The 26280-nt window shown below is 53.2% G+C and carries 24 protein-coding genes; 2 read left to right on the top strand and 22 right to left on the bottom strand.

Going from position 1 to position 26280, the window contains the following annotated elements:
* Positions 1–119: 119 nt before the first annotated feature.
* From MHH28_RS11240 to MHH28_RS11325, 18 genes are all read right to left on the bottom strand, one after another.
* The gene (locus MHH28_RS11240) at positions 120–1706 is read right to left on the bottom strand and encodes a sigma-70 family RNA polymerase sigma factor (RefSeq protein WP_405114866.1); all 1587 of its coding nucleotides are present in this window, start codon (positions 1704–1706) and stop codon (positions 120–122) included.
* Between the two features lie 338 nt (positions 1707–2044).
* Entirely contained in the window at positions 2045–2602 is a 558-nt protein-coding gene (locus tag MHH28_RS11245; protein WP_405114868.1) for an RNA 2'-phosphotransferase, read from the bottom strand.
* A gap of 706 nt (positions 2603–3308) precedes the next feature.
* On the bottom strand, positions 3309–4064 hold the full coding sequence (sigF, locus tag MHH28_RS11250) for an RNA polymerase sporulation sigma factor SigF (protein WP_173129352.1): 756 nt from the start codon (positions 4062–4064) through the stop codon (positions 3309–3311).
* An 11-nt stretch (positions 4065–4075) separates the two neighbouring features.
* Positions 4076–4531 carry an anti-sigma F factor gene (spoIIAB, locus tag MHH28_RS11255; protein WP_405114870.1) on the bottom strand — a complete coding sequence of 152 codons (456 nt, stop codon included), beginning with the start codon at positions 4529–4531 and terminating at the stop codon, positions 4076–4078.
* Positions 4528–4881: an anti-sigma F factor antagonist gene (spoIIAA, locus tag MHH28_RS11260; RefSeq protein WP_405114873.1), complete on the bottom strand. Its 354-nt coding sequence runs from the start codon at positions 4879–4881 to the stop codon at positions 4528–4530. Before spoIIAA ends, spoIIAB begins: the two co-directional genes overlap by 4 nt.
* 203 nt (positions 4882–5084) lie before the next feature.
* Positions 5085–6326, bottom strand: a complete 1242-nt coding sequence (locus MHH28_RS11265) for a D-alanyl-D-alanine carboxypeptidase family protein (RefSeq protein ID WP_405114875.1) — start codon at positions 6324–6326, stop codon at positions 5085–5087.
* Positions 6327–6461: 135 nt separating this feature from the next.
* On the bottom strand, positions 6462–7466 hold the full coding sequence (locus MHH28_RS11270; RefSeq protein WP_405114877.1) for an acyltransferase family protein: 1005 nt from the start codon (positions 7464–7466) through the stop codon (positions 6462–6464).
* A 671-nt stretch (positions 7467–8137) separates the two neighbouring features.
* The gene (locus MHH28_RS11275) at positions 8138–9100 is read right to left on the bottom strand and encodes an ABC transporter ATP-binding protein (protein WP_405114879.1); all 963 of its coding nucleotides are present in this window, start codon (positions 9098–9100) and stop codon (positions 8138–8140) included.
* A complete protein-coding gene (locus MHH28_RS11280) occupies positions 9097–10074 on the bottom strand; it encodes an ABC transporter ATP-binding protein (protein WP_405114881.1) in 978 nt (325 codons plus the stop codon). Before MHH28_RS11280 ends, MHH28_RS11275 begins: the two co-directional genes overlap by 4 nt.
* A 109-nt stretch (positions 10075–10183) precedes the next feature.
* Complete coding sequence (locus MHH28_RS11285; RefSeq protein WP_339249455.1) at positions 10184–11464, bottom strand: ArgE/DapE family deacylase; 1281 nt, start codon at positions 11462–11464, stop codon at positions 10184–10186.
* Positions 11465–11589: 125 nt separating this feature from the next.
* Positions 11590–13191 (bottom strand): ABC transporter substrate-binding protein, encoded by a 1602-nt coding sequence (locus MHH28_RS11290; RefSeq protein ID WP_405114883.1) that lies wholly within the window; start codon positions 13189–13191, stop codon positions 11590–11592.
* A 142-nt stretch (positions 13192–13333) separates the two neighbouring features.
* Entirely contained in the window at positions 13334–14230 is an 897-nt protein-coding gene (locus MHH28_RS11295) for an ABC transporter permease (RefSeq protein WP_405114885.1), read from the bottom strand.
* 30 nt (positions 14231–14260) lie between these two features.
* Positions 14261–15271, bottom strand: a complete 1011-nt coding sequence (locus tag MHH28_RS11300; protein WP_405114887.1) for an ABC transporter permease — start codon at positions 15269–15271, stop codon at positions 14261–14263.
* Positions 15272–15512: 241 nt separating this feature from the next.
* A complete protein-coding gene (locus MHH28_RS11305; protein WP_405114889.1) occupies positions 15513–17039 on the bottom strand; it encodes a PucR family transcriptional regulator in 1527 nt (508 codons plus the stop codon).
* Between the two features lie 813 nt (positions 17040–17852).
* Positions 17853–18509 (bottom strand): aspartate/glutamate racemase family protein, encoded by a 657-nt coding sequence (locus MHH28_RS11310; RefSeq protein ID WP_405114891.1) that lies wholly within the window; start codon positions 18507–18509, stop codon positions 17853–17855.
* Positions 18510–18689: 180 nt separating this feature from the next.
* Entirely contained in the window at positions 18690–19634 is a 945-nt protein-coding gene (locus tag MHH28_RS11315) for an aminopeptidase (protein WP_405114893.1), read from the bottom strand.
* Positions 19635–19651: 17 nt separating this feature from the next.
* Positions 19652–20320: an AroM family protein gene (locus MHH28_RS11320; RefSeq protein ID WP_339249466.1), complete on the bottom strand. Its 669-nt coding sequence runs from the start codon at positions 20318–20320 to the stop codon at positions 19652–19654.
* Positions 20321–20422: 102 nt separating this feature from the next.
* Complete coding sequence (locus MHH28_RS11325; protein WP_036732037.1) at positions 20423–21373, bottom strand: DUF1177 domain-containing protein; 951 nt, start codon at positions 21371–21373, stop codon at positions 20423–20425.
* 245 nt (positions 21374–21618) lie between these two features.
* On the opposite strand from MHH28_RS11325, the gene MHH28_RS11330 reads away from it, so the two are divergent.
* On the top strand, positions 21619–22668 hold the full coding sequence (locus MHH28_RS11330) for a serine hydrolase domain-containing protein (RefSeq protein ID WP_405114896.1): 1050 nt from the start codon (positions 21619–21621) through the stop codon (positions 22666–22668).
* A 553-nt stretch (positions 22669–23221) separates the two neighbouring features.
* On the opposite strand, the gene MHH28_RS11335 is transcribed toward MHH28_RS11330, so the two are convergent.
* The 3 genes from MHH28_RS11335 to MHH28_RS11345 all read right to left on the bottom strand — a co-directional run bounded on the left by MHH28_RS11335 (position 23222) and on the right by MHH28_RS11345 (position 25237).
* A complete protein-coding gene (locus MHH28_RS11335; protein ID WP_405114898.1) occupies positions 23222–24268 on the bottom strand; it encodes a DUF4062 domain-containing protein in 1047 nt (348 codons plus the stop codon).
* Between the two features lie 490 nt (positions 24269–24758).
* On the bottom strand, positions 24759–24938 hold the full coding sequence (locus MHH28_RS11340) for a hypothetical protein (RefSeq protein ID WP_405114899.1): 180 nt from the start codon (positions 24936–24938) through the stop codon (positions 24759–24761).
* Between the two features lie 17 nt (positions 24939–24955).
* Entirely contained in the window at positions 24956–25237 is a 282-nt protein-coding gene (locus MHH28_RS11345; RefSeq protein WP_405114901.1) for a hypothetical protein, read from the bottom strand.
* Between the two features lie 362 nt (positions 25238–25599).
* Here MHH28_RS11345 and MHH28_RS11350 point away from each other — a divergent pair, with 362 nt between their 5' ends.
* Positions 25600–25821 carry a helix-turn-helix domain-containing protein gene (locus MHH28_RS11350; RefSeq protein ID WP_405114903.1) on the top strand — a complete coding sequence of 74 codons (222 nt, stop codon included), beginning with the start codon at positions 25600–25602 and terminating at the stop codon, positions 25819–25821.
* 140 nt (positions 25822–25961) lie between these two features.
* Here the strand turns inward: MHH28_RS11350 and MHH28_RS11355 are convergent, their stop codons facing one another.
* Positions 25962–26279, bottom strand: coding sequence for a hypothetical protein (locus tag MHH28_RS11355; RefSeq protein ID WP_405114905.1), 318 nt, complete (start codon positions 26277–26279; stop codon positions 25962–25964).
* Position 26280: the final 1 nt, after the last annotated feature.

The following is a 26280-nucleotide window of genomic DNA, read 5'->3' on the forward strand; positions in this document are numbered from 1 at the left end:
CCCATTGTGTTCGGTTTTTCGCCTACAACGACCGAAGCTATAATCATCAAAAAAATACAAAAAAGAGGTTCACCCTCTAAGCGTTCAGCTTAGCAGGGAACCTCCCTCCCGGTTACTTTCTATTCCGTGCGCGGGTGCTGCACAGGCCGTCCCGCAGCGCTGTCCCAGCGCCAGGCGGCGTCATGCCCCTGCAAATGCAGGCCACCGTACCATTCATCGATCTCTTGCAGCTGTAAGCGGTCGGCTGCACCGGCCAACACCTGCTCTCCCCATAGAGTCAGCGTAACGCTACGGTGCAGGAATTCCGGGACTTCCCTGTAGTCTGTAAGCTCTGCCGCACCGTCAATCTCCAGCAGAGGCTGCTCCCCGGCCGTGAGTGTGCGCAGAATCTTCCAGTATTCCGTATCGCCCATGCCAAGCCGGTGCAGCTCATCCGTCACCTGACGGAACAGCTTAAACGGCGTATCCTTACCGTTCGCCACAGCCTGGAGTGTTGTCTGTTCGACAATGCCGAGTCCATTCTCTATGGAAGGCAGGCGGGAGAGGTGATCCTTGAAGGCATCATAGGCAAAAGCAAGCGCGCCCCCCGCAAGCTCCTCCCGCTTCGCCGCAAGCAGATCCGCCAGCTCCCGGGGATCGGGAGAGGCGTAGGCCTCCCACAGCAGGCTGCCCAGTTGCAGCTCCTTGGGGCCGACAGTCTGCCAGGTCCCGCGCAGGGTCCTGAGCTGATCCTCCGTAAGCTGTCCCAGACCATGGAACAGCTCAATTCCCGGAAATTCTCCGATGCAGAGCAGGCTCAGCTTCGTCTGGCCCAGCTTTTGCCCATTGAACCAGTGCAGCAGATAGGCCAGCATGCTCTGGTCGAACAGATCATGCTCGAACCACAACACCACCTCATCATACTGGCCGAATCCGCTGATCCTCCGCTCCTGCTCCGCACAGCCCGCCAGATATTCGGCGGCCGGAATAGCCATCGTGGCCTGCAAAACCTCAGCCCGCAGCCGCCGCTCCTGCTCTGCCGCCGGATCAATGAATATCGGTCCCGCCGAATAAATCTCCCTCCAGACGAGTACATCCCCCTGGACAATACCCTGCTTCAGCTTGTCTCCAACAGAGTCACCGTTCACAATATGCAGCATACGCTCTCCCCTTTCATGTAACAGATGAAATGCAGCAGCCAGATCGGCAACAGGCAAAGCGCCCTTCAGCTTGCGTCTGCCGTCATACAGCCTTTTCTTCAGCGTCGCAACCGGAAGACCCAGGTAGACGGAGATCTCCTGAAGCGAATACCCGTAGAAGTAGAATAATTGCAGCGGAACCCGCAGCTTGGCGGATAACTCTGCCACTGACCTGTGCAGCACCTGCGTCCATTCTTTGCGTTCGGCAATTTCCGCCACGCCGGGAGTAGGCTCCGCAACCTGGTCCGCTGCCTCCAGAGGCAGAAGTGTCCCCGGCTTACGCCGCAGTAGCCGGTGGCATTGCCTGACTACAATCGTCTTGAACCATCCCGGAAAGGCCGCCGGCTCCTTCAAGCTGCCAAGGTTCATATACGCCTCAAGCAAGGCTTCCTGCACCGCGTCTTCCGCGAGCTGCACATCTCCCAACCTATCGTAGGCCACTACGTAAGCCATCCCCCGGACATGCCCGCTAAGCTCCCGGAAGGCTTCAGCATCGCCCTTCTGCGCTTGTTCAATCCACTGCTGCATAAATCTGCCGAACCTCATTTCTGTAAGTTGTAGATGGTTCTAATAATAAGTGCCCTTCCTGTGGCAAAAGGTTACATTATCTTGTCCCGCAGCCGGAAAAGTCTATCTCCTTATCCTCCCTGGATTTATTGACCAGTGGCAGGTGGCCTTATTCAACGGAGACAAAACCCTGCCTTGCAGTTAAATATTACCTCACCCGTCATTTATGGAGTCCAAGCTCTTTGACGGAACCAGAATGGATCAAGTATAGAATAAAAGCGTCCCGCGAGCCGTGAATGGCTGGTTGGGACGCTTTTTTTGTGATTGCACCGGATTAGCAAAGGTGTTAAGGATACCTTTCATTCAGGTACCGGTGGCTGTGGGTCTGAGATGAATTCCGGGGGAATGTAGTCTGCTAACCAGATATTATGATTGCCGTGGTAGAACTGGATTCCTTCCTCTGCGGCCCGTGCGGCATCGATGGTTAAGATCACAGGTCTGGAATCCTTTCGCGCCCCAACCAGCTTAGCCGTATAGGTATCCACCGAGAAATGAACATACTGCCTCTTCATTGGTTTCAGGCCTTCATGCAGAATCGTCTCCACCCATTGCCTGGCTGTTCCGTGGTAGAGAACGGGGGGCGGAGCTTCATTATGCTTGATTATTTTTTGAGGGACAGAGTGACCATACAGCGCCCTTATTCTGCCCTCCGCTATCTCATGCCGCTGCTTATCCGATGCTGTGATCATTGTATCCAGATCCTCTGCATGGACCGCTTCCCACTTCTTGTCCTGATGCAGTGAATGGAGCAGCTGTTCAATATCGACCCATCCCTGGGCATCCAGTTCCAGTTCATATTCCCACGGCGCGTGACGCAGGGCGTATGAGACCTCTTTGCTGAGCTTCGCATAATCCATTGGGTTGTGTCCTCCATATTCCGTATGCATTGTTGTTAGCCGTCAACATCATCGATTGTTACGGGTTTAGCCTAGTTTAGCATATGTGAAGCTTCGGGTATAACCTTGCGCAGGGCCATAGGACTGCTTCATCAGCTTCCAAGCGGACTGTAATTCCGCTATTTCTGCGAATGAGGCGGATTTGCCGGGGCACGCGGACTCAGAATCCGCTATGTGCCCCGATTCCACTTGATTAGGCGCCGAATAGACAAGATAACGGAATCTCAGTCCATTTTAGTCTCAAAAAGAAGCTTTTCGGCCAAATAAGGGAATCTCAGTCCGCCTCACACCTCCCAGGCTAAAAATTAGCCAAGCAGCTCTCCCGGCACCGCTCTTAAGCTAAGTGAGCAAATGCAAAAAGCCGCCCCTCCCGGGACGGCTCCTGCTGTTGCCCATACCTCGTACCGATCCTTGCACCCGTCACTGTACATCACATACTTAAATCCTGCTGTGCTCTACTGCTGGTCCGGCCAGCCGGCGAATGACGCCATCGGCAGGGCTGCTTGACTGCTGCTGAACTGGGTTACTCAACTGCCATCTCACTGCTAACCTGACTGCTGTACCCTACTTGCTGAACTGCCGCCTCTACCTATTGCTGCAACCAACCTGCTGAGCTGCTGCCTGTAATCAGCGGTCGCGTCAGCCGGATGCGCAAGAGCCGCCACCGTTACTGCGCAATCTGCTCGCGGATGTTCGCGAGGATCTTCTTCTCCAGCCGCGACACCTGGACCTGCGAGATGCCTAGGCGGCTGGCGACTTCGGACTGGGTCTGATCGCGGTAATAGCGCAGATACACGATCAGACGCTCGCGCTCGGTCAGTGCGCCGATGGCCTCGTTCAAGGCCAGCTTGTCGAACCAGCGCTCCTGCGACTCGTCCGCGATCTGATCGATCAGCGTGATCGGATCGCCGTCGTTCTCGAAGACGGTCTCGTGAATCGAGGTCGGCGGCTTGTTGGCTTCCTGGGCGAAGACGATTTCTTCGGGCGTGACACCCAGTGCCTCGGCCACTTCGCCGATGGTCGGGAGGCGGTCGAGCGTTTTGGACATCTCATCCTTCATCTTGCGCACCTTGTTGGCCATCTCCTTCAGCGAGCGGCTGACCTTGAGCGTGCCGTCATCGCGGAGGAACCGCTGGATCTCGCCAATAATCATCGGCACCGCATAGGTGGAGAACTTGACCTCATAGCTGAGGTCGAATTTATCAACGGACTTCAGCAGTCCGATACAGCCGATCTGGAACAAATCATCCGGTTCATATCCGCGGTTCATAAACCGCTGCACTACCGACCAGACGAGACGGATATTGCAGTTGACCAGTGTGTCGCGGGCCGTATGGTCCCCGGCTTGACTGAGCGCGATTAGACGTTTGACCTCCGCATCGTCCAAATAGGTCGGCGGAGCTTTTTTTGATCCTGCATCCATGGCTCCAACCCCTAATTGTATAAAGCTTTTTTCGAGACGATGGTTTTCTTCATGGAGATTGAAGTTCCGCGTCCCGGTTCACTGATTACCTCGAATTCATCCATGAAATTCTCCATAATGGTGAAGCCCATACCCGACCGCTCCAGCTCCGGCTTTGAGGTATACAGCGGCTGCTGGGCGAGCTCCAGATCCTCAATGCCCCGGCCCTTATCCTCGATCGTCAGATGCACGGTTTCATTCTCAAGCGAAGCGGATATGCTGACAACGCCTGCGGGATCACTGTCATACCCGTGAATAATACAATTGGTAACTGCCTCCGAGACTACGGTCTTCAGGTCATTCAGCTCTTCCATCGTCGGGTCAAGCCGGGAGACAAATGCGGCCACTACGACACGCGCGAACGATTCATTCTCCGACAGCGCGGCAAACTGGACACTCATGAAGTTGCGGGCTTCGCTAGTAGTCATAACGCGACCTCCAAATCCGAGAGTGCAGCGCTCTCGTCGTCATATAGGGGCATGATTTTGAACAGGCCCGACATTTCGAGCAGGCGCTTCACGGGTGCTGTGGCATCGCAGACTGCCATCTTGCCGCCCTTGCTCTTGATCAGCTTGTACCGTCCCAGAATGACTCCAAGACCGGAGCTGTCCATGAACTGCAGCTCCTTCAGGCTCAGGATCAGATGCTCCACCTGGCCCCGCATAATCGCTTCATCCATATCCATACGTACATAATCGGCTGCGTGATGGTCCAGTTCCCCGGACAACCGGACAATCAGCACACCCCGGTGATGCTCCATCTCCACATGGGAATTCATACTTGCCACTCTCCTCTTCGTTGCTTGGACAACCGCCCTGTAACTAATTCTATCCCCTACAAGGACAAGGTTTTCTACACCGCAATTGAGGATTCCTGCCTCACGACAAAACTAGAAGAAAACCCCTAAGAAGTTACACAAAGCCCCTAGTTCAATCTACAAAAAGGAACAAACGGAGACAGCTTTACGAACGGCTGCAAGCCTTAATCGTTCGTGAACATAGCGCCTGTAGCCCGCTTGAACAGTTTCCACCAGCCTGCTTTGGCTATCGTCTCGCCTGCCTTCAGCTCATATTCCTTCAGGACAGCGGTTCCCTGGTAGACCACCAGCTTGCCGACGGTCTGGCCTTCAGCCACCGGAGCCTTCACCTGCTCATTCAGCACCAGCTTATGTTGGATGCCCTCCTGAGTCACACCTTTACGCAGCAGCACGCTATAGTCTTCCTTAGCCACCAGCGGCAGCTGCGACTTCACGCCCTTCTCAATCCTCACAGTGCCGATGGTGTCGCCCTCTTTGTGAATCGTATGCAATTTATATTGGGAAAAGAGGTAGTCGAACATCGCCGAGACCTCGCTGTTGCGGGTCTTGGTGTTCGGCTCGCCCAGCACCACCGCTACAGCGCGCAGGCCGTCTCTGGCCGCTGTCGCCGACAGGCAGAACTTCGCTTCGGACGTATATCCCGTCTTCAGCCCGTCAGCCCCGGTGTAGAACCGCACCAGCTTGTTCGTGTTGACCAGCCAGAATGGCTTGGTGGTATCCTTGCGCAGGTAATCCTGGTAAGAACCGGTGTATTTGATAATCTGCTCATGCTTCAGCAGCTCCCGGCTGATGACGGCAATATCATGCGCGGAGGAATAATGATTCGCAGCCGGCAGACCGTTGCAGTTGGCGAAATGAGTGTCCTTCAGGCCCAGGTCCTGCGCCTTCTGGTTCATCAGATCGACGAAGGCGCTCTCCGAGCCGGCGATCTTCTCCGCCATGGCTACAGAAGCATCATTGCCGGAGGCCATCGCGATCCCCTTCAGCATATCGTCCACCGTCATCTCTTCACCCGGCTCCAGAAAAATCTGCGAACCGCCCATCGATGCCGCATATTCGCTGGTCCGCACCTTGTCGGTCAGCTGCAATCTGCCTTCGTCCAGCGCCTCCACGGTCAGCAGCATGGTCATAATCTTGGTAATACTGGCCGGCGGAAGTTTATCATGGCTGTTCTTCTCGTAGATGACCGTGCCTGTACTGGCATCCATGAGAATGGCAGAACGCGCCCCAGGCGCCAGCTCCGCAGCAGCAGCCCCTCCGGCATTGCCGGAATTTGCGGTGCCTTTGGCTTTTTCCTCGGCGAAGGCCCCGGATGCTCCTCCCAGAACCGATACAGCAATGCATAACGCAAGCGTAACATAACGAATTTTCCTCACAATGGTTCCCCTCCTGAACTTAACCTTCATTTCACAGGTACTGTGTTCCAGTTTCGTCAGAATGGCAGGAAATTATTCCATTTCAGCGCAGAAAAAAAGAAGCCTCCCAAGGTTCGTCACCGATCCTTGAGAGTGCCTCTGTTCAGGTTAGCATGGGCCAAAGAGTCAGCTGATGCTTCTGGACACCGGACGGGCCCCGCCCTTATGCCCGAGATAGAGTCTGGAGAGTACGGGAGACCGCACAGCCCACATAGCAACGAGCAGCGGCACGCCCACCCCAATCAGCGTAAAGGGGATCAGCCCGTAATCCGCACCCAGCAGATATTTGAGGCTGTAATTCAGCGGCAGATGCAGGTACATGATCGCAATGGAATTGCGCCCGAGGCTGCCCATCCAGTCCAGCGGTATCAGCTTGGAGAGCCGGTACACCACCGCACAAATGGTCAACGAGATCAGCAGCGGAACCGCGAGATCCAGCACCAGCGAGGTATACTCCTTGTATTTCATATTCAGGCTGTATTGAATGACCCCCGTCCGCTCCAGCAGCAGTACAAGTCCGCACAACGGCAGCAGCACCGGGAGCGCCGAATAGCGGCGGATCAGCGCAGGGATTAGCTGTTTGCCGTAGAAGCCAATGGCATAATAAGTGATGGCGAGCAGCGCCACATCTATATTCCAGGGAAGGTTGAAGTTCTTGAGCGCAGTCAGGGAGATCACATGGGAGAGGAGGTACGCGGAGGCGATAATGAGAAATTGGATGCTGCGGGAATAACGGATGATATATCCGAAGAGCAGCTGGGTGAACAGCAGGCAGGTGATGAACCAGAACACCCCGTAAGGACCCGTCAGGGATAATCCTCCGTACAGCAGCCTCGCCACATTCTCCGCGAACCCCTTGATATTCAGGTTGAACAGCAGCAGCACTGCCGCAATCAGGAGTCCGTAGGCAAAATAGGGAGTCATGAGCCCCCGCGTCCGGGTCGCTGCCCAGCGCAGATAACGTCCGGGTTCTACCGGCTTAAACAGCAGCCCGCTAAGCAAGAAGAACAACGGCATCCGGAACCAGGACAGATAATGGTTCGCTGCCGCATCGCCGGAGTGGCCCATAACGACAAAAATAATACTGAATCCCTTGGCGGCATCAATCCATAATTCACGTGGTTTGTTCACTTGCTTCTCCCATCTCCTCCCATATCAGTTTTAATTTAAAGTAATTATAAAAGGGTTTGGGTGTCTTTTCAAATAACAATGAAATATTTCAGTGTTATTTCTGAAACGATATTCTCGTAACAACGGAATAGATCCTGTAAAAATAAGTCATTCTGCCTAGACGGGAGACACTGTCCCATCCGGGATAATAAATAGGGCTAAAGTCTGCGGTGCGGGGTGGGCTAGGGCGGGTCAGGCGGGCTGGCCGGGTTTAGCCTGAGAAAGGCTTTGAATCTGATCCAGTATGCACAAGTGGAAACGACTTTGTCGTCCTTTTAAAGGACGGTACCGTTTCAGCGAGAAATAGAAGGATAAACAAAGTCGTCCTAACGGATGACTAGGATTACCTGCGTGCGAGCATATTGTATGCTGTTTTCCGCATACATTGGGCCCGCGTGCCTGCGTGCGAGCACAATCTATGTTGTTTTCCACATACATTTGGCCCGCGTGCCTGCGTGCGAGCACAATCTATGCTGTTTTCCACATACATTTGGCCCGCGCGGCTGGCGACGGCTGATTGTATGCTGTTTTCCGCATACATTTGGCTCACCTGCCTTGCTCAAGCCCATTGTATGCTATTTTTCGCATCCAGCCAAAGCAAAGAGCCACCCGCTGCCGGATGGCCCCTCTGCTTAATACAAATGACAGGCCGCCTGATGGCCCGAATCCAGCTCCCGCAGCACCGGCGCTTCCGACTTGCAGCGGTCCATCGCATGCGGACAGCGGGGGTGGAAGGCACAGCCCGGTGGCGGTGTCTCCGGGTTCGGAACATCCCCGGTCAGCACGATGCGCTGCTTCTTCAGGCCCGGATTCGGCACCGGAACGGCGGACATCAGCGCCTGGGTGTACGGATGCAGCGGGTTTGCAAAGAGCGCCTTCGTCGGCGCAAGCTCGACAATCCGCCCCAGGTACATAACGGCTACCCGGTCACTGATGAACTTCACGACCGACAGGTCATGGGAGATGAACATATACGTAAGGCCGTATTGCTCCTGCAGATCCTGCATCAGATTCAGCACCTGGGCCTGGATGGACACATCCAGTGCCGATACCGGCTCATCGCAGACAATGAACTTCGGATTCAGCGCAAGCGCGCGGGCAATCCCGATCCGCTGCCGCTGGCCGCCGGAGAATTCATGGGGGAAGCGGTGAGCCTGATAGGGGGACAGGCCCACCACCTCCATCAGCTGCTCGACCCTGCTCTTCAGCTCTCCGGCGGGAGCCGATCCGTGGGTACGGAGCGGCTCCTCCAGAATGCGCTGGACGGTCCAGCGCGGGTCGAGAGAAGCATAAGGGTCCTGGAACACCATTTGCATATCGGTACGGAACCTGCGGAGCTGCTCGGTATTCAGGCTGCGCACATCGGTGCCGCCGAACACGATCTCGCCTTCTGTCGGCTCAATCAGCCGCAGAATGGCCCGGCCGGTGGTCGATTTCCCGCAGCCGGATTCTCCGACCACAGCCAGCGTCTCTCCCTGCTCTACGGATAAGGCAATGCCGTCAACGGCTTTGACTGCACCGACCTGCTTAGCGAAGAAGCCCCGGCGGATCGGATAATGCTTCTTCAGATTGCGGACTTCCAGTAATGTAGTCATAGGACCCCCTCCTGCTGCAGGATACAGCGGCATGTATGGCCCGGCTGCACCTCAAGCAGCTCGGGGAGCTGCTCCCGGCAGCGGTCCACCGCCACAGGGCAGCGCGGCGCGAACCGGCAGCCGGGCGGCAGGCTGGCCGGATTCGGCACCTGGCCCGGTATCGAGCTGAGCCGGTCCTCATCCCCCGCCAGCTGGGGCAGGGATGCCAGCAGCCCCCGGGTGTACGGATGCAGCGGCTGATTGTACAGGGTAGCGACATCCGTCTCCTCAACGATCTGACCGGCATACATAATGACGACCCGGTCACACATCTCGGCGACGACCCCCAGATCATGCGTGATCATCAGAATCGACATCCCCTCGTTCTTTTGCAGATCCCGCATCAGATCAAGGATCTGCGCCTGAATCGTCACATCCAGCGCTGTCGTCGGCTCATCGGCTATGAGCAGCTGAGGATTGCAGACCATCGCCATTGCAATCATCACCCGCTGCCGCATCCCGCCGGAGAGCTGATGGGCATACTGCTGGGCAATCTTTTCCGGCCGGGGAATCCCTACCTTGCGCAGCATCTCCACCGCCCGCGCGTCCGCCTCCTTCTTGCTCAGCTTCAGATGATAACGGGCGGATTCGGAGATCTGGCGGCCGATCTTGAACACCGGATTCAGTGAGGTCATCGGCTCCTGAAAAATCATCGCAATCCGGTTCCCCCGGATATTCCGCACCTCATTAATCGACATCTCCAGCATATCCTTGCCCTCGAAGCGGATCTGGCCGGAAGCAATCCGGCTGATCCGTTTGGGCAAGAGCTGCATGATTGAGAGTGAGGTAATGCTTTTGCCGCAGCCCGATTCGCCTACAATGCCCAGTGTCTCTCCCTTGCGCACTGACAGACTGATGCCGTCCACCGCACGGATTGTACCCGCCGCTGTCTGAAATTCGGTGCATAGCCCTGATACTTCCAGCAGTTCTGTCATGATTGCCCCTCCCTCCAGTACCCCACAAAGTGAAGTATTTGCTTCGATAATTAGTCAGGTACTTTGCGGGGACCCCAAAAAACTCCCTACAAAATATCCTTTTAAGTAACTATTTCTCTTCTTCCACACCCAGATATTTAAGCGCCGTCAAGGCATAGACCTTCGCACACTGGATAATCTGCCAGACAGGAGCCTTCTCGTTGAAATTATGAATGGTTGACAGCTCGGCCGGGCCGTATTGCAGCACAGGAATGTTATGAGTGCGGAAATGACGTGCATCGCTGGAAGCCCATTGCAGCACACCGTAGGCTTCTTCACCGCTTACCTCACAGATACTCTCAACCAGATCCTTGACCACCGGCTCCTCATTGGAGGTCCAGTTGGCATTGCCCTGGAAGCCGAAGCCCTTCACCTCGGATTCAATGCCGGCTTCCAGCAGCAGGGAGCGGGCACGGTCCAGCACATCCCGGTAGTCTACCCCGAACGGTACACGGGAATCGACCTGAATGGTGCAGCGGTCCGCCACTACGTTCACCTTGGTTCCGCCCTGAATCGTCCCGATGTTGACCGTCACATGGTCGAATACCTGATAGGCGAGGGAATCTTCTTCTTCGCTGCCCTTCACGTAATCCTGCGAGATGCGGATAATTTCCTGAACTTCCTGGGGAATGTCCACTTTGATATCCCATAGCCGCTGCAAGGCTTCAATTCCTTTGGCAGCCTTCACAATGGCGCTGTCTCCAACCACTGGCGACAGGCTGCCGTGACCCGGTGTGCCTTCGACGGTGAATTCGAACCAGCAGCTGCCCTTTTGCCCGATGGTCGGGTTCAGCGGGCCGGAAGGCTCGGCAATCACAGCAGCGGTTCCGGTAATCAGGCCGCGCTCCAGCACCCAGGGAACCCCGAGGTGACCGCCGGTCTCTTCATCGGGCACGATCAGCAGGGACAGATCCCCTTTTAGCGGAACACCCAGCTTCGACAGCAGTGCAGTGACGTAGATTAACCCGGCCAGGCCTGCTTTCATATCCGAAGCGCCTCTGCCCAACAGATAGCCGTCCACGATATCGCCGCAGAACGGATCGAAATCCCAGCGCGAGCGGTCTCCGGCCGGAACGACATCGGTATGTCCGCAGTAAATCAGCTTTTTGCCGGTGCGCTCCTCCGCGCCTGCGCCCAGTGTGGACACCAGATTGAACATGGTTTCGGTGGCCGGATAGATCGCAGTATCGATCCCGGCTTCTTTCAGATAACCAATAATATAAGCGCTGATCTCCCGTGAATCGCCCGGCGGATTCTCCGAAGGGTAACGGATCAGCTGAGAGCACAACGCAAGCAGTTCCTCCTGCCCGGCATCAATGGCCTCCAGCACTTTGCTTTTCCAGTCTGTCATGGGTTACGAATTCTCCTTTGTGTTCCAGGCTGCACGCCTTGCGGCTGGCAGGAGGAACTGTGAATTTGTGACAAAGAAGAGGGACAAGGCCTAAGGCCTGCCCGCTCTCTTTTAGCCAAACCTGCTTATTCTGTAATCGACAGCGGATAGAAGCGGATGACTTCGTCCGGGTAGAAGGCGTAGCCGCTGATCTTATTGCTCATTCCGACAATGCGGTTATATTCGTAGAGATACGCCCAAGGTGCTTCTGTCGTGATGATCTCCTGAGCTTGCTTGTAGAGCTCTGTGCGCTTCGCCGTATCTGTCTCCAGGTTCGCCTGCTCCCACAGCTTGTCTACTTCAGCGTTCTGATAGTTGATATAGTTGGAAGAGCCCTTGCCGTACAGCAGGAAGCCGAGGTGGTAGCCGGGATCATTGACGAATGAAGTCCATTTCGAGATATAAGAGGTCAGATTATTGGTCTTCTGCTGCTCCAGGAACTGGGCGCGGGCCAGCTTGTTGATCTTCATGTTGACTCCGATTTTGGCCAGCTCGGCCTGGATCAGGACCGCATCATCTTCCCAGTCATCGAAGCCGGAGCCCAGCGTGAAGTCGAAGTCAAAGCCCTTCTCATAGCCTGCTTCCTTCAGCAGTGCCTTGGCCTTGTCCAGATTGTACTCATACACATAGCCTGCATCGGTGAAGCCCGGCGTGTTGCTGGCTACCGCACTCTTCATCTGCTTGGCCTGGCCGTACATCACCCCGCTCAGCAGCTGATCATAAGGAATCGCATAGTTGATCGCCTGACGGACTTTTACATTGTCGAACGGCTTGACCTTGTTATTCATGGCGAAGAACAGAATCCGGTTACTTGCATTGGAAGCAACGGTCAGCGCCTTATTGGTCTCAAGCGTTGACACATCCTTCGGAGGAATCTCAATCGCCATGTCTACATCGCCCTTACCTAGCAGCAGCACGCGGTTGGAGGCTTCCTTGGTGAACTTCAGGGTTACCTTGCCCAGGCTTGGCGCACCCTGCCAGTAGCTATCATTAGCTGTGAAAACAGCTTCGGTAGCCGGGTCCCACTTCGTAAGCTTGAACGGGCCGGAACCGGCGGCATTCGTCTTCAGGTAGTCTGCACCCTGTGCTTCTACCGTCTTCTGGTCCACGATGGAGAAGGTGTACATCGCCAGAATCTGCAGGAAATTATGATTGGCACCCGTCAGAGTAACTTCAACAGTCGAAGGGTCTTTTACCGCCACCGACTTAATTGAAGCCATGCCGTAGAGGAAGCTGCCGGAGCTGGACTTCGCCACACGTTCAAATGAGTACGCCACCGCCTCGGCATCCACCGGATTGCCGCTCTGGAAGCTCACGCCGGATTTCAGCTTGAACGTATACACCGTGTTGTCAGCATTCACTTCCCAGCTCTCTGCGAGCATGGGCTTGATGTCTTCGGTATTGGCGATGCTGGCGCCATTCTCGGTCTTGATGCCGTAGGTGACCAGCTGATCATAAGCGGCCAGCACAAGCGTATCGGAGGTCAGATCATTGGCTTCCGCCGGGTCGAGCGTGGTGCCGCCCTCGGAATAGGCCACCGTCAGGTTCTTTTTGACCGGGGCTGCTGTTGCTGCAGTATCCGTTCCTGCCGAAGTGGCAGCAGGGGTCTGCGGATTGGCGCTGCTGGCGCATCCGGCAAGCATGATTGAAAAAGCGACGAGTGTGGACAACAGTTTAACTTTTTTCATCGATAATTCCTCCCTTTTCTATATCCTGCCTGCATAACAACTACTTGTGCTTCTGATGATTGTCTGCCGCTTGCGCTCCAGCTGACGTTAATCTATCTATCTCTACCGGGACGGGCGGCCTTGGGGGATTCCCCTGCTCGCCTCATTTCCCCGAACGCAACCGCGGGTCAAGCACATCCCGGAAACCGTCTCCGAGGAGGTTGAAGCCTAAGATGGAGGTGGCAATGCCGAGGCCTGGAAAAGTAACCAGCCACCATTGCCCGGAAATGATATATTCCCGGCCTTCGGAGATCATCGCGCCCCATTCGGCAATCGGGGGTCTGACCCCCAGCCCCAGGAAGCTGAGACTGGACGCGGTCAGGATGGCGAAGCCCATCCCGAGCGTAGCCTGCACCATTAGCGGAGCCAGAGCATTCGGCAGAATGTGACGGTACAGAATGACTCTATCCTTCACACCAATGGCCCGGCTGGCTTCGATATACTCCTTCTCCCGCAGCGAGACCGTCTGGCCGAACATCAGCCGGGCGAATTCGGGAATGCCGACAATGCCGACGGCGATCATTGCGCTGCTGAGTCCGGCGCCGATCGAGGCGGCAATCGCCATCGACAATACCAGTGACGGGAAGGACAACAATACATCCATGACCCGCATGATGATGGTTCCGGTCCGGCCGCCGTAGTAAGCGGCAATCCCGCCCAGCGGCATCCCGATCAGGAAGGAGATCGAGACCGCGATCAGGCCGGTCCAGATGCTGATCCGTGCGCCGTACAACACCCGGCTGAGGATATCCCGGCCGAAGTTGTCGGTTCCGAACCAGTGGCTGCCGGAGGGAGGCTGCAGCTTGCTCGCCATATCCGTGACGAACGGATCATGCGGAGCCAGCCAGGGGGCGAAGATGGCTACCACGGTCCAGATCAGGATGAAGGTCAGCCCGATGGCTGCCAGGCGGTTGTGCAGCAGCAGGGATAATAGGGTCCGGGGCTTGGCCGGTGCGGGCTTCACCGGACTGCCCTGTGCTGAATGTGCTGCAGTGCTCACAAGCAATCTCCTCCTCTCACACAAGCTGTTCTATTCATAACGGATTCTCGGGTCAATGAACCCGTAAATCAGGTCGACCGCCAGGTTAATTCCGCAGTAGAGCACGGCACTGACCAGGGTGAACGCCTGGATCGGCGCGTAGTCCGCCGCCAGTATGGAGTCGGTGACATAGCCGCCAATTCCCGGCCAGGAAAAGATGGTCTCTGTGATGACCGCGCCGCCCATCAGGAAGCCGAACTGGAGTCCGAGCACCGTTAGTGTGGGAATTAGCGCATTGACCAGTGCATGCTTGTAGATGACAGCCGATTCCCGCAGCCCCTTGGCTCGGGCGGTGCGGACGAAGTCCTGATCGACCACCTCCAGCATGCTGGAGCGGGTCATCCGGGCGATGATCGCCATCGTACCGGTACTGAGGCAGATCGCCGGAAGCAGCAGATGCGCGAGACTGCTTTTGAGTGCGGCGGTATCTGCGGAGAGCAGGCTGTCCAGTACGTACAGCCCGGTGATATGGACCGGCGGGTTGAGATCCCCGCTGATCCGGCCCATCGGCGCCGGTGCCCAGCCCAGAATGGAGTAGAAAATATAGATGAACATCAGTCCGAGCCAGAAGATCGGCACACAAGCACCTATCAGTGAAAACACACGCGAGATGTGATCCAGCAGAGACTCCTTACGGGTAGCAGCCACAATGCCTACCGGGATGGCGATCAGAATCGCAATCAGGATGCTGGCCAGGGTCAGCTCGATCGTAGCCGGGAAGCGTGAGGCCAGGTCGCTGGCGACCGAATGTCCGGTGTGATAGGCATAGCCGATATCGCCTTGCAGCAGCTGTCCGATATAAGCGAAGAACTGGATATACAGCGGCTTGTCCAGCCCCATATCCTGGCGGATTTTGTTCACAATCTCCTCTGGAGCCTGCTCTCCGGCCAGCATAATCGCAGGATCACCCGGCAGCACTCTCGACAGAATGAAGGTGATGACAATAATGCCGAGCAAGGCTGGAATCATCTGCACCAATCTTTTTAATGTATAAGCAAACAATGAATCAACCCCCTTACGACTTCGACTGCTGTGCCTCTGTGACGGAATTCCGCTCTCATGTCAGGTAATGCGTGTATGCTTTGTCTTATTAAAGTGTTGAGCTAATTCTACATAGAATTTCACAGCCCCTCTACGTCCCGTTCAGCTAAAAAAATGCACAACCGTTTGTCGATTGTGCACTATCAAGGACTATGAATGTTATATTTACTCACATGGCATTCCAGAAATCTTCCAAAGCGCCCTATTTTTCCTGGAGGTAGTAGTAAATCAGGCACAAGTGGCAGACGAACTGCTCACGCGGATCATTCAGATCGAAGCCGGTGATGTCCCGAATCCGCTCCAGCCTGTATTTGACGGAGTTCCGGTGGATATATAGGCTGTTCGCCGTCTCAATCAGACTGCCCCGGCACTCCAGATAATGATAAAAGGTCAGCAGCATATTGCTGTCATGCTCCTGGTCGTATTGCAGCAGCTTGCCCAGCTTACGCTCGAACAGCTGCTCGAACCCCGGACCGCCAAGCCCCTCCAGCAGATGATAGACCTCCATCTCTTCATAGCGGGTAATTCCGCCGGGACCTTGTCCCAGCCTTCTGGAGATGGACAGTGCTTTGCGCGCCTCGTTATAGCTGGTGTGGATGTCCCAGAGATATTCCGAGGTGCCGATACCGCAGCGGTAGCTGCTTAAGCCTTCTGCCTTGTCCTGCAGCCAGCCGCTCAGCGTCTTCTCCCACGGCTCCTCCGCGTCACCGCCCGGCGTGAACCTGCGCCCCTCCTGCGTAGGCAGGAACAGCACCGCCCGGCTCGAACGGTACTCTACGTGCGGTGTGACGCCCCGCTTCTTCGCCTCCCGCTCCAGCAGCCGGTTCACCGTCTCCTCGCTCGGCGCCGTCTCCCCTTCGATGACGGCCACCTCCCACTTGTGCTCCGGGTTCATCCCGAGCTGGCGGGCCCGCCGCTGCACTTCATGCCTGGACGGCAGCGGCGGGGTCAGCAACTCATCGATGAAGTTGCCGCGCAGGCGGAATTCCGTATCCTCGGCTACCTTACGCCGCATCAGCTCCAAGGCGAAGACGAGCCTTGCCTGCTCGATGCCCACCTCTTCCATATCATCCAGCTGCTCCTTGTCCACCAGCAGCCGGGCAACCGTCCGGCGGTCCACATGGATGTTCCAGCTCAGCGGCGCGGCGCTCTGCGCCCAGTCATAGTCTGCCGGGGAGGATACGATAATCTTCCGCTCCGTATCCACGAGTGCTACCGGGGCCTTAAGGAACTCGGCCACGCTGTCGCTGACCGCCTGAATGCCGCTGTTCTCCAGCACCATGGTGGTCAGCGTGCGGTAGACCTCCTCCGCCCGGCGCAGCAGCATCGCCTGCCGTCCCAGCAGCAGCTCCATCACCGGCTGGGTGATATCCGTGTACGGAATCTCGGGCGGGATCTCCACAATCGGCAGACCGCAGGCATTGCTGGCCTCGATGGCCCCCTGAGGGATCTCCTTCAGGAAGCGGGCCGGCTTGATCGCCAGCGCCGCTGCGCCCAGATTGTCGAGCGTGTAGATCACCTCGGTCAGCAGCGAAGGATCATGCCGGATCGAATAGGCCGTCGTCAGCAGCATCACCCCTTCGCTGATCCAGCCCTTCAGATCCGGGACCTCCATAATATCCACGAACCGGACCACCCGGTCCAGCCCCTGCTCCCCGCTGATGACCTTCGCTTTCCCAAGAACCGAGAGCTCCATTAGCTCCCGCAGCGTAATTCCTCGTGTATTCACCCTTCCGCCTCCCTCTGCTGTCTTCAGTATTTCATGATTTTTCCTGAAATATGCCACATCTCTGCCGCCAGCCACTTTTTGCGTTCCCGCTAGTTTATCAGAGATTCCCGCCGAGCCACAGGAAAATCATATCCAGTTGGCGATATTTTCGGTGTGAAAGCGCATTAGGAATAAATTGGATGGCCGATTGGATGGTCGGAGAGCGGTTGCAGGGGGAAGGGCTTGGGAGGGGTGAAAGTCGATAGGGGCAGTAAATGGGAAGTTGGTGAGAGAAGGAGAGAGGGATTGAGGAGTGTAGGGGGCGGATCAAAGGGATTTATCCCTTTGGTTTCGGACGGCAGATCTATGCAGATATGTTACCTATGTCAGACTCTCCTCACTAACTGCTCTAATCAGCACGGCGCACAACAACAATTCAACGGTTCTGTAACTAACTATTCCCTAATTTGTTTCCGCTACCATTCACTGAACAGAGTAAATGTCAAATGTTACTCATCCACGCCGCGCCACTCTCCTGCTCCCCGAAAGTTATCCCCCGGACCTACTACCCTCATAGTCCATCCGCCGAATTCAGGGGCACTAATGCTCCACCAATTCCCTAACAACAAACAAGCGTCCCCGGGCCTGAGCCAGGAGGAACGCTTTAAGGAGATCATAGCTATTAGTTTGCTACACATTAGTTTTCACACATTAGTTTGCCACTCATTAATTTCCACACATTAGTTTGCCGCACATCGCCTACACACGTCTGCCCCACACCTACAGGAACGGCGAATTTCAGCAAACTGCAATACCACCCAAGACAAGGCTTTGCTACGAGCGATGCACCTCTCCCGTACCAGAGGCTGACGCAGCGGCAGCCGCCCCAAGGCAGAGTATGGGATCGAACGCGCGGATGCCGAGCCGCTCTTCCAACTCCGCCGCCAGTCCGATGGTCGCGAAGCCGGTGCAGGCCAGCACCAAGACTTCAGCACCGCGTTCCACCAGCCGGGCGGCCCCCGCCAGCGCGCCTTCCCGTCCGGCGGGTGTGTTCAGATCCAGCGTGGTCGTCACGCCGTCGGGGCGGTCCATGCCAATGTAAGCCCCGCCGAGAATACCGCGGATGAGCGGCGGCACCTCTTCCAGAATCGTCAGCACGCCCACCCGGTTGCTGTAAGCCATAGCCATATGGGCCGCGCAGGAGCCCGCTCCCATCACAGGAACATTCACCACTGCCCTGGCTTCCAAGAGTGCCGGATCGGCAGCACAGCTGATGCCGATAGCCGTGCATCCCTGCTGCTCCAGTTCCCCGGCAAGCCTTATAATCTTCGGAATGGATTCCGCCTCAGTCTGCGCATCATACACACCCCGGGGCTGATCCGGGATGCAGCGGCTCATCACCGGCAGACCATACCGCCGCTCAATTAAATCTCCATGTAACTGGATTGCAGAGTTCTCCTGCAATGTAATGACACGTATGATTCCAAGCATCCTATCTCCTCCTGACCGCCTTGATTTAGATGCTGCAAAAGCATAACCAGCCACCCTATTTCAGCCGTAAACAGCAATAGCAGCCGGAAATCCAAAGGTTCACTACAGTGGCGATTGCACCCACCGTCCAAATCTGTGGTGCGGCTTATTTAACCTTGCAATCAGCAGCTTCCATTCTGCTTACAGCAGCTCCCCAGCCTGCATAATCAGCTTGTCGTCGATATACACATCCGGCTTCATGACCACAGCATCAATATGCACGCCAGCCGCAACGACCCCGCCAAACGTATTATTGCTGCCAAAAGCAACATGGATCGTCCCGTACACCTTCTCATCCTCCAGCACCACGCCTGTAATCCGGGCCTTGTTATTGGTCCCGATGCCGAATTCGCCCAGCAGCCGGCCATCGCCATCGCCAAGCATGTCCAGCAGCTTGCCGCCATGCTCCCCGTTGGCATGGATCAGCCGTCCATCTTCCACGGTCAGCACCATCGGGCCGTCCAAGGCACCGATCCCTGCAACCGAGCCGTCCACCTTAATCTGGCCGGTAGCCGTGCCTTCCAGGGGTGCAATATAAGCTTCACCTGAGGGCAGATTGCCTGATTCGCCCGGATTGAGGTATAGCCCGGTGCTGAGAATGCCATCCCGGCCGTCAATAGAGAAACTAAGAACCATCCCTTCCTTCTCCACGCGCACCCGGCTGCCCGCAGACAGCAGCGCAGCAACCTGCTCGGTCAGCGCCTTCACCTGCCCATAATCCGCAGTGATCGCGCCGTGGCTGAACATATCATCGGTGATCCCCGGCATGGTCGCTACCCGGGTTCCTGCTGCGGCTGCCTGCTTGCGTGCTGCTGTATGTGTCATCGAATGGGTCGTGATGCATACGGCCACATCCGCCTTCGCCATAGCTTCAGCTACCGGAGCCGGAGGCTCCTCCCCGGATCTGCTCCGGGGCTGCATCACCAGCAGCATCGATTCCGCTCCCAGCCGCTTGCCTGCCTCATACACCGATTCGGCCAGATCACGCTTGTCATCGTCGGCAACGACGGCCAGCAGTTCCCCGCTGGCAAGCGCGAGACAATCCTTAAGTACATTCATGCTAATTGCTATTCTTGCTTCACTCATCTGCATTTCCTCCCGGATTACACCATTTCTGCTACCAGCTTGCCCATCAGGGCATTGGACAGCACGGCGGGCACTCCTGCGGAGGCCGCCCACTGTCTATGCTGCTCCACATATCCCATACAGTCAAGCACTAACACATCCGCATGACCGCTCAGACGCTCTGCTGCGGCGCGAAAATCCGCTTCCGTACCCGTATAAGGTGAAGCCGCAGCGAACGGCAGCCTGGCTCCGGCGCCTGCGAATTTCTCAATCATTGCGTCCTCCTGCTCCGGCAAAGGGCCAATCAGTCCCAGACGGCGCCCGTCCAGCATCGCCTGCACGACCGGAGGAATGATCCGGTCCGGCTCAATCAGATGGGCAGCAGACGTATGAAGTCCCGGAAAAACTCCCGTACACGCCAGCAGGATCGTCCGAATCCCAGCGGCTTCCATAGCATCAATCTTCCCTTGGAGAACGGACTGTATCCGCTCCCGCGAGATTACCGCAGCGGACCCGTCCGCCATGCGGGTGGTCAGCACATACTCCCCCGGGGCTGGACTGTAATACTCCTTAACCTGTTCAGCCGTGAACCCGTCCAGCACCCCGGACTGAACTAGTCCCGCCTTGCCTTCCAGATATTTCTCAATGATGGGCGCGACATCCTGCCTGGGTGCTTGCCCAATCGTAATCAGCCCGATATTCTTCATGCGCTTCCCTCCTCTGCTGTCTTGCCTGCTTCTGCTACCCCCAGTGATTGCAGAGCAGGCGCTGAAGGAAATTCAGCGCCTACCTGCAATACCAATATCCTGTTAGTGAGAAGTGACTGCAGGTTTACCAAGCGTCTGCAGCACGCTCATGGAGCCGTACAGCTCAGTAATTTTGGCAAACTCCGCCTCGTTGTAGAAGGAGCATGTCCCCTGCGTTACTTCCTTGGCCGTCTCGATAGCAAAACGCACCGCCTGAGCAATATCCACCTCATGACTGGCACCAGTACCGCAGCCCGGAACCATAGACTGGGCAGTAATCGCGAGACCCACCACCGGAGCAGAGGTAGCTACCGCAGGCTGAAGAATGGAATTGATATGGTACAGCCCGTTGCCGTAAGGGGTAATATCCTGAGTCGTCACCGGAAAAGTAACCGGATACTGTCCTGTCGTCATCTCCTTGATCCGCAGCAAATCTTCGCTGACCCGCAGAATATAGCCTTCTTTAACGGTCGGCGAGATGGCGATTCCTTTGTGGTTAACCACACGGTTGCCTTTGGTCGTATCAATCGATAGAACCGCTTCCATCTCCGGCAGCACTTCATGCTCATTCATCTGCAGAATATCCACAGGGGAATCCATGAAATCCACCGGCTCGTGCGGCAGGGTCGGCGCATCCGGGCAAATATGGGTGGTCACCAGCACATCTCCCAGCAGCACATCCCCTTTGGTCTGCATGTCTGCCAGCTTCAGCGCAGAAGCAATCGCCGCTACCGCACCGTCTGCATCAGAGACCAGGCCAATCCGGCTCGGGCGCGCCCCGATCCCCCCCAGTCTGCCGACAATGCCGAACGTTGGTGCAGATCCGCCGCCAAGCTTGCCTTCGCTGCCCGGGATCGTGATTTTGACGAATTCTGTGCTGCCCTTCTCCCCTTCCACCTTCTGAATCTCAACCTTAACCGCAGGATATTCTGCGAATAACTGCTTGACCTGCTTACCGTTAACATAAGCGCTGTCCAGTGCGTTCAAGACTGTAATCGTTTGATGAAGTGCCATTCTAATTCCTCCCCGGATGCATGCTCATGTTTGTCATGTTTGCATTTATACTATCTCATCTCGCAAAATGTCCACAATGTACCGCCCTGCCAAACTGGAACAGCATTTCTTGTCCTTTGCAGATAAACCTTACGCGCAGAGTACACTCTTACGGCTTACCGCTAATGAATAAAGGTTAATTCTCCCAAGCAGCGAAATATAACAGGGTAATGGTGCTTATTTTCAGACAGGAGGTGCTTCATAGGATGAAGCCTGCACATCAGATTAATAAGGACAAGCTGGTCCAGATTATCAGTGAAGAGGCCCGGCGGACGGGGTTCTCAGGGGTCGTACAAGTGACGGAACGGGAGCATGTCCTTGCAGCCGCAGCTTTTGGGATAGCTAATATCGGGGACGTACGGCTCAACCAGGCCCACACCCGCTTCGCCATTGCTTCCGGCAGCAAACTATTTACCGCCATTGCGGTCTGCCAGCTCGCAGAGCAGGGTTTGTTTTCTTTTGACGCCAAAATACTGGACATCCTGCCGAAGCAGGAATTCCCATTGTTCGACCCAGCGATCACCGTGCATCAGCTATTGACTCACAGCTCGGGCATACCGGATTACTTCGATGAAGAGAAGATGGAGGATTTCGCGGCACTGTGGAAGGAGACTCCGATGTACACGCTGAGGCGGCCTGGAGATTTCCTCCCGCTGTTCGCCGGACTTCCTATGAAATTCGTCCCAGGCGGGCGTTTTCACTATAACAATGCAGGATATATCATGCTTGCTATGCTCGTAGAAGCCGTCAGCGGGCAACCGTTCACGGAATATGTAGAACAGTATATTTTTCTGCCTTGCGGGATGAAGGATTCCGGTTACTTCGCGCTTGATGCGCTTCCGGCCCACACCGCTCAGGGATACATCGACAGCAGCAATGGGAAAAAGACCAGCAACATCTACTCCATTCCGGTGGTCGGAGGCGGGGACGGAGGGGCATTTGTTACGGCGGCGGATATGCATAAGCTGTGGAGCGGCTTGCTTGAACACAAGCTGTTACAGGCAGAGATCACGGCTCTGCTGCTGACACCGCATATTTATGAGCGAAAGGACAGCTATTACGGTTATGGCGTGTGGATACAAGTCGGCCCCAGCGAGAAGGTGCTAAAGTACCACATCATGGGCTACGATCCCGGGATCAGCTTCCATTCCGCATACTATCCCGAACGTGGTCTAACGATCACTACTCTCTGCAACAAGAGCAACGGGGCTTACGGGATGATAGCCGCCGTGGAGGGCTATCTGCCGGTGGGGTAGCGGTATGTTCCGTTTAGCAGTTACGGAGTATGATTCAATTGTCCTCAGATGCATTTATAGCCTTAGCTCAGTTTCTGGGCTAAGGCTATTTTACTTTTAATCTGCTGGGTGGAGCGGAATTAGGGAGTGAAAGTAATAATATTGAGATTTCGATTGATAACTGTTGCTGAGGTTATATTGCTATCCGTGGTAACAATTGCACGAACTTGGTAGGATACAGAAGCAGTAGCCGGAGCTGTATCAACATAAGTGTCCGCAATCGGAAAACGTTGCGTTCCCGATGCATTTCCGCTACGGTTAAGTGTTCTGGTAGAGATCAAAGTAGCAGAGCGGTAGATACAAAGTTCAGCAACAAGTGACCAGTTGGACCCTGTAATAGCTAACATTTATATGCATAATATACAGTTTCATGCATTTTCTTTACATAATTATGAGTAAAATAAACATAAAAACAAAAAAATCAAGAACCCTTAATATATAGGATTCTTGATTATGATTTAGGTATCGACACGAATAACATTAATCGCGGAGTAGAACATATACTGCAAACAATTTAATTGTTTGTACTCATTTCTGGTTTAGGTTTAACTTTTGCTCTTGGACGTTTCGCAGGAGTAACTGCTTTCTCAGGCTCAGCCAAGGTTGCAGGTTTAGAATTTTTTATTTTTTCTGAATTATATTTTGCTATGAATTTATGTCCTTCTTTTGAAGTTTGAATCTTTTCATATTTAACCCCTGCAACTTTCACTTTTTCTAAAATACCATAAGACATAAGTTTAGGTGTAAGATTATAATAGGCTGAAATAGTACTTTCTTCACTTCCGCTACTATTAGTAATGCCCGTAGCAAAATCATCAGCTAAAGTAATTAAGACATTTAGCAAACTCACTTTGTCTTCAGTTTTTGATATAGCTTTTGGTAAAGTAATCAAGGTTGCTTTAAGGATGCCTTTCAACTCCTCATAATCCCATTCACCAATCATTACTTTCTGTTTCTGCTGTTCCCTACCCTTTACTAACTCAGCCTTCAACTTTGCATTCTCCTTCAACAAGGCTACATTCTCTTTTAATGTCTCTTCTGCAATACCAACTTGATCAGCTTTAACCCATCCAATCAGGTTATCATCTGATTCAAATTCCTTTAACGATTCCATTGTTACTAGTTTGATGTCCTTTAAGTCTTCATAAAATTTAGAGATATTCCCTAGTACTTCTTTTTTAAATGCTTGATACTCTTTAAAATTTTCCCGTTCTAAATAATCCTTATTCTCTCTTGCTTTCTCATCTAACCGTTTATCATTAATCACAATCGCAAATCTACGCTTACCTAATTCACCAGCATAGTCATATTCCCAATGTGTATAGCTCTTGCCTGTCTCTTCATCAATACTTCCATAACGTCCACCCAGGATCAGCATGTATACATCTGATTCCTGTATCCAGCGTTGTATAGTTACTTTCTGAGACTTGTCGCCAGACTTAAACAATTCCATCCCAGCAGGAATATGACCAGCATTAAGAACCGCTGATACAGCAGCTTGTCGTTCCTCAATCATATCAATGTATGTAGACGATATAAATACTTGCAGCTTCTTCTTCATGTACATTCTCCTTATGAATATTTATCCAGATAATTATACAATATGTTACAGGGTTCATCATACAATTATAATAGTTGTATCCATAAAAAAGATCATCACCATTAGTGACAGCTTTGTTCTCTATCCATTTCTATTAGTTTTGATCGTGCAATCCAGTTTCCACCTTTAGTGCGAACATATAAATTATCATTGATACGCTTACCAGCCATATACCGTTTCACACTGTTCATTCCCTCCATTATTGCAGTATTCCCACTACATCAGATGTAATAAGCTAAATAAGTACATATCGTTATTATTCACATGCCGCTTATATATTTGTTCAGGTGTTACCTGATATTCATCAATCAATGTAATATGTATGTCTCCTATTTTCTCAACTAACAAATGACTAAGCGCTAATACTGGATCAATCTCATGCCAGTGTAAAAATTCGGATTGTGATAGGCTATATTCGTGCATCTTTGTTTTTCTCATGTCGCTGAGAATGTTAAATACTTCTCTTCTTATTTCTAGGCTGTTTGCAATCTAATCCAATTGCTATTGTCATGAACATGTGTATATTATGCTGGGTATCCAGCACTTTCTCCATTTCATCAAAAACTATTACTGTAGATGGATCAATGTTGATAGATAATTCAACTTGTCGAATAGTAATTTGTGTTTCCATCGTTGTTATCTCCTCTTTCAAACGTGTTTTAGGCGTAAAACTTCTTCAACTCCGTACATGTAACTTTGGGCAATCATTGTCATACATCCCTCAACGTAGATATCAAAGATTTGATCTAACGTTTCATTAGGAATACCTTCCTCATTTAGTATCTTAAAAAGTTTACTGTAGGTGCTTTGGCTATCAGTACTTAGGAAGAAATCATGCAGCGCTTCAATACGAGCGTCAAATGATGGCTTTAACCAGTTCATGATTTCCAGTGTAGGTTGAGTATGTTCATTCTTTAATAATGGTGACATTGTTCATCACTCCTTAAAGATTTCTATTTGCTGATGCTTTAGTGTCTTGTACAACATGAGCCTGTCAAAACGATTAGATGCTACTTCTGGCTTCGTCTGAGCAGGTAATCGTAACGCTGATTAGAGTATTGATTGAGCTTGGATGTGAAGAAGCTGATACGTGCTGTGATTTGTTTCATGTGGTTGCTCCTTTCTGCACATGTGTGAAATTAGGATGTGGATAAATGGACATGACTAAATAGAGGAAATAGTGTACATTTTCCTTGAGGAGTGGTAATATGAGGTAGTATTTATACGCTTGTGGTCATATTCATAATATACGCTAATGGTCATATTTTGTCAACAACATTGGAGGAATTAAATTGTTAAAAATTAAAGTCAAATTAAAAGAAGTTCTAAAAGACAGAAACATCACTCAAAAACAATTAGAAGAGATTTCAGGAGTTCCACAATCAAGAATTTCTAAATTGTGTAATGAAGACAGGAAAGAGGTTAACCTGTTAATGCTTGAAAGGATTGCAGCAGCACTAGAAATCTCCGACATATCAATACTTATGCAGTTTGAAGCAGACACTAACGAATAGAGGATACTGTAACACCGTTCACAGCTTACATAACCTGTTGTAACGAATGGCCAATGATCCGAGGTCCAAATATGAAGACACAAAGAAAAAGCCCTGGGAGCGTGTTCTTGGGCTTAATAGCTAACGCAGATAAGATTATTTTATTTCCGTCCTACTGGTAGTTTTAACTTTATACTGTTAAGCACGATATCAACTAGATTAGAAACATCTACATTTAACCAATCAATCCTCTGATTAAGTTGCGGAACTGTATTGTCGTCTAAGTATTTCCAATCATATTTAATTTCTATAATATCGTTCGAATTAGCGATCTCCATTCGATTCTCACGCATTAGAATACGATATTTATAAGGCCATAAACCTGTTTTATGTTTCTGCATAATGAAGAATTTATTTTGTTCTATATTCACCCAGTATTTCAAACCACCTAATGTTGAAATTGGTTTTCTGAAACTCATT

Origin of the sequence: Paenibacillus sp. FSL K6-1217 (assembly GCF_045040735.1) — a bacterium.
Classification (GTDB): Bacteria; Bacillota; Bacilli; order Paenibacillales; family Paenibacillaceae; genus Paenibacillus_AQ.

Coding starts and splice junctions, on each gene's coding strand:
- MHH28_RS11355 (WP_405114905.1), bottom strand. CDS start 26,279: ATGAGTTTCAGAAAACCAATTTCAACATTAGGTGGTTTGAAATACTGG.
- MHH28_RS11290 (WP_405114883.1), bottom strand. CDS start 13,191: ATGAAAAAAGTTAAACTGTTGTCCACACTCGTCGCTTTTTCAATCATG.
- MHH28_RS11345 (WP_405114901.1), bottom strand. CDS start 25,237: ATGTCACCATTATTAAAGAATGAACATACTCAACCTACACTGGAAATC.
- MHH28_RS11265 (WP_405114875.1), bottom strand. CDS start 6,326: ATGAAGGTTAAGTTCAGGAGGGGAACCATTGTGAGGAAAATTCGTTAT.
- MHH28_RS11330 (WP_405114896.1), top strand. CDS start 21,619: ATGAAGCCTGCACATCAGATTAATAAGGACAAGCTGGTCCAGATTATC.
- spoIIAB (WP_405114870.1), bottom strand. CDS start 4,531: ATGACTACTAGCGAAGCCCGCAACTTCATGAGTGTCCAGTTTGCCGCG.
- MHH28_RS11315 (WP_405114893.1), bottom strand. CDS start 19,634: ATGAGTGAAGCAAGAATAGCAATTAGCATGAATGTACTTAAGGATTGT.
- MHH28_RS11275 (WP_405114879.1), bottom strand. CDS start 9,100: ATGACTACATTACTGGAAGTCCGCAATCTGAAGAAGCATTATCCGATC.
- MHH28_RS11280 (WP_405114881.1), bottom strand. CDS start 10,074: ATGACAGAACTGCTGGAAGTATCAGGGCTATGCACCGAATTTCAGACA.
- MHH28_RS11310 (WP_405114891.1), bottom strand. CDS start 18,509: ATGCTTGGAATCATACGTGTCATTACATTGCAGGAGAACTCTGCAATC.
- MHH28_RS11325 (WP_036732037.1), bottom strand. CDS start 21,373: ATGGCACTTCATCAAACGATTACAGTCTTGAACGCACTGGACAGCGCT.
- MHH28_RS11335 (WP_405114898.1), bottom strand. CDS start 24,268: ATGAAGAAGAAGCTGCAAGTATTTATATCGTCTACATACATTGATATG.
- spoIIAA (WP_405114873.1), bottom strand. CDS start 4,881: ATGAATTCCCATGTGGAGATGGAGCATCACCGGGGTGTGCTGATTGTC.
- MHH28_RS11245 (WP_405114868.1), bottom strand. CDS start 2,602: ATGGATTATGCGAAGCTCAGCAAAGAGGTCTCATACGCCCTGCGTCAC.
- MHH28_RS11320 (WP_339249466.1), bottom strand. CDS start 20,320: ATGAAGAATATCGGGCTGATTACGATTGGGCAAGCACCCAGGCAGGAT.
- sigF (WP_173129352.1), bottom strand. CDS start 4,064: ATGGATGCAGGATCAAAAAAAGCTCCGCCGACCTATTTGGACGATGCG.
- MHH28_RS11240 (WP_405114866.1), bottom strand. CDS start 1,706: ATGCAGCAGTGGATTGAACAAGCGCAGAAGGGCGATGCTGAAGCCTTC.
- MHH28_RS11340 (WP_405114899.1), bottom strand. CDS start 24,938: ATGGAAACACAAATTACTATTCGACAAGTTGAATTATCTATCAACATT.
- MHH28_RS11285 (WP_339249455.1), bottom strand. CDS start 11,464: ATGACAGACTGGAAAAGCAAAGTGCTGGAGGCCATTGATGCCGGGCAG.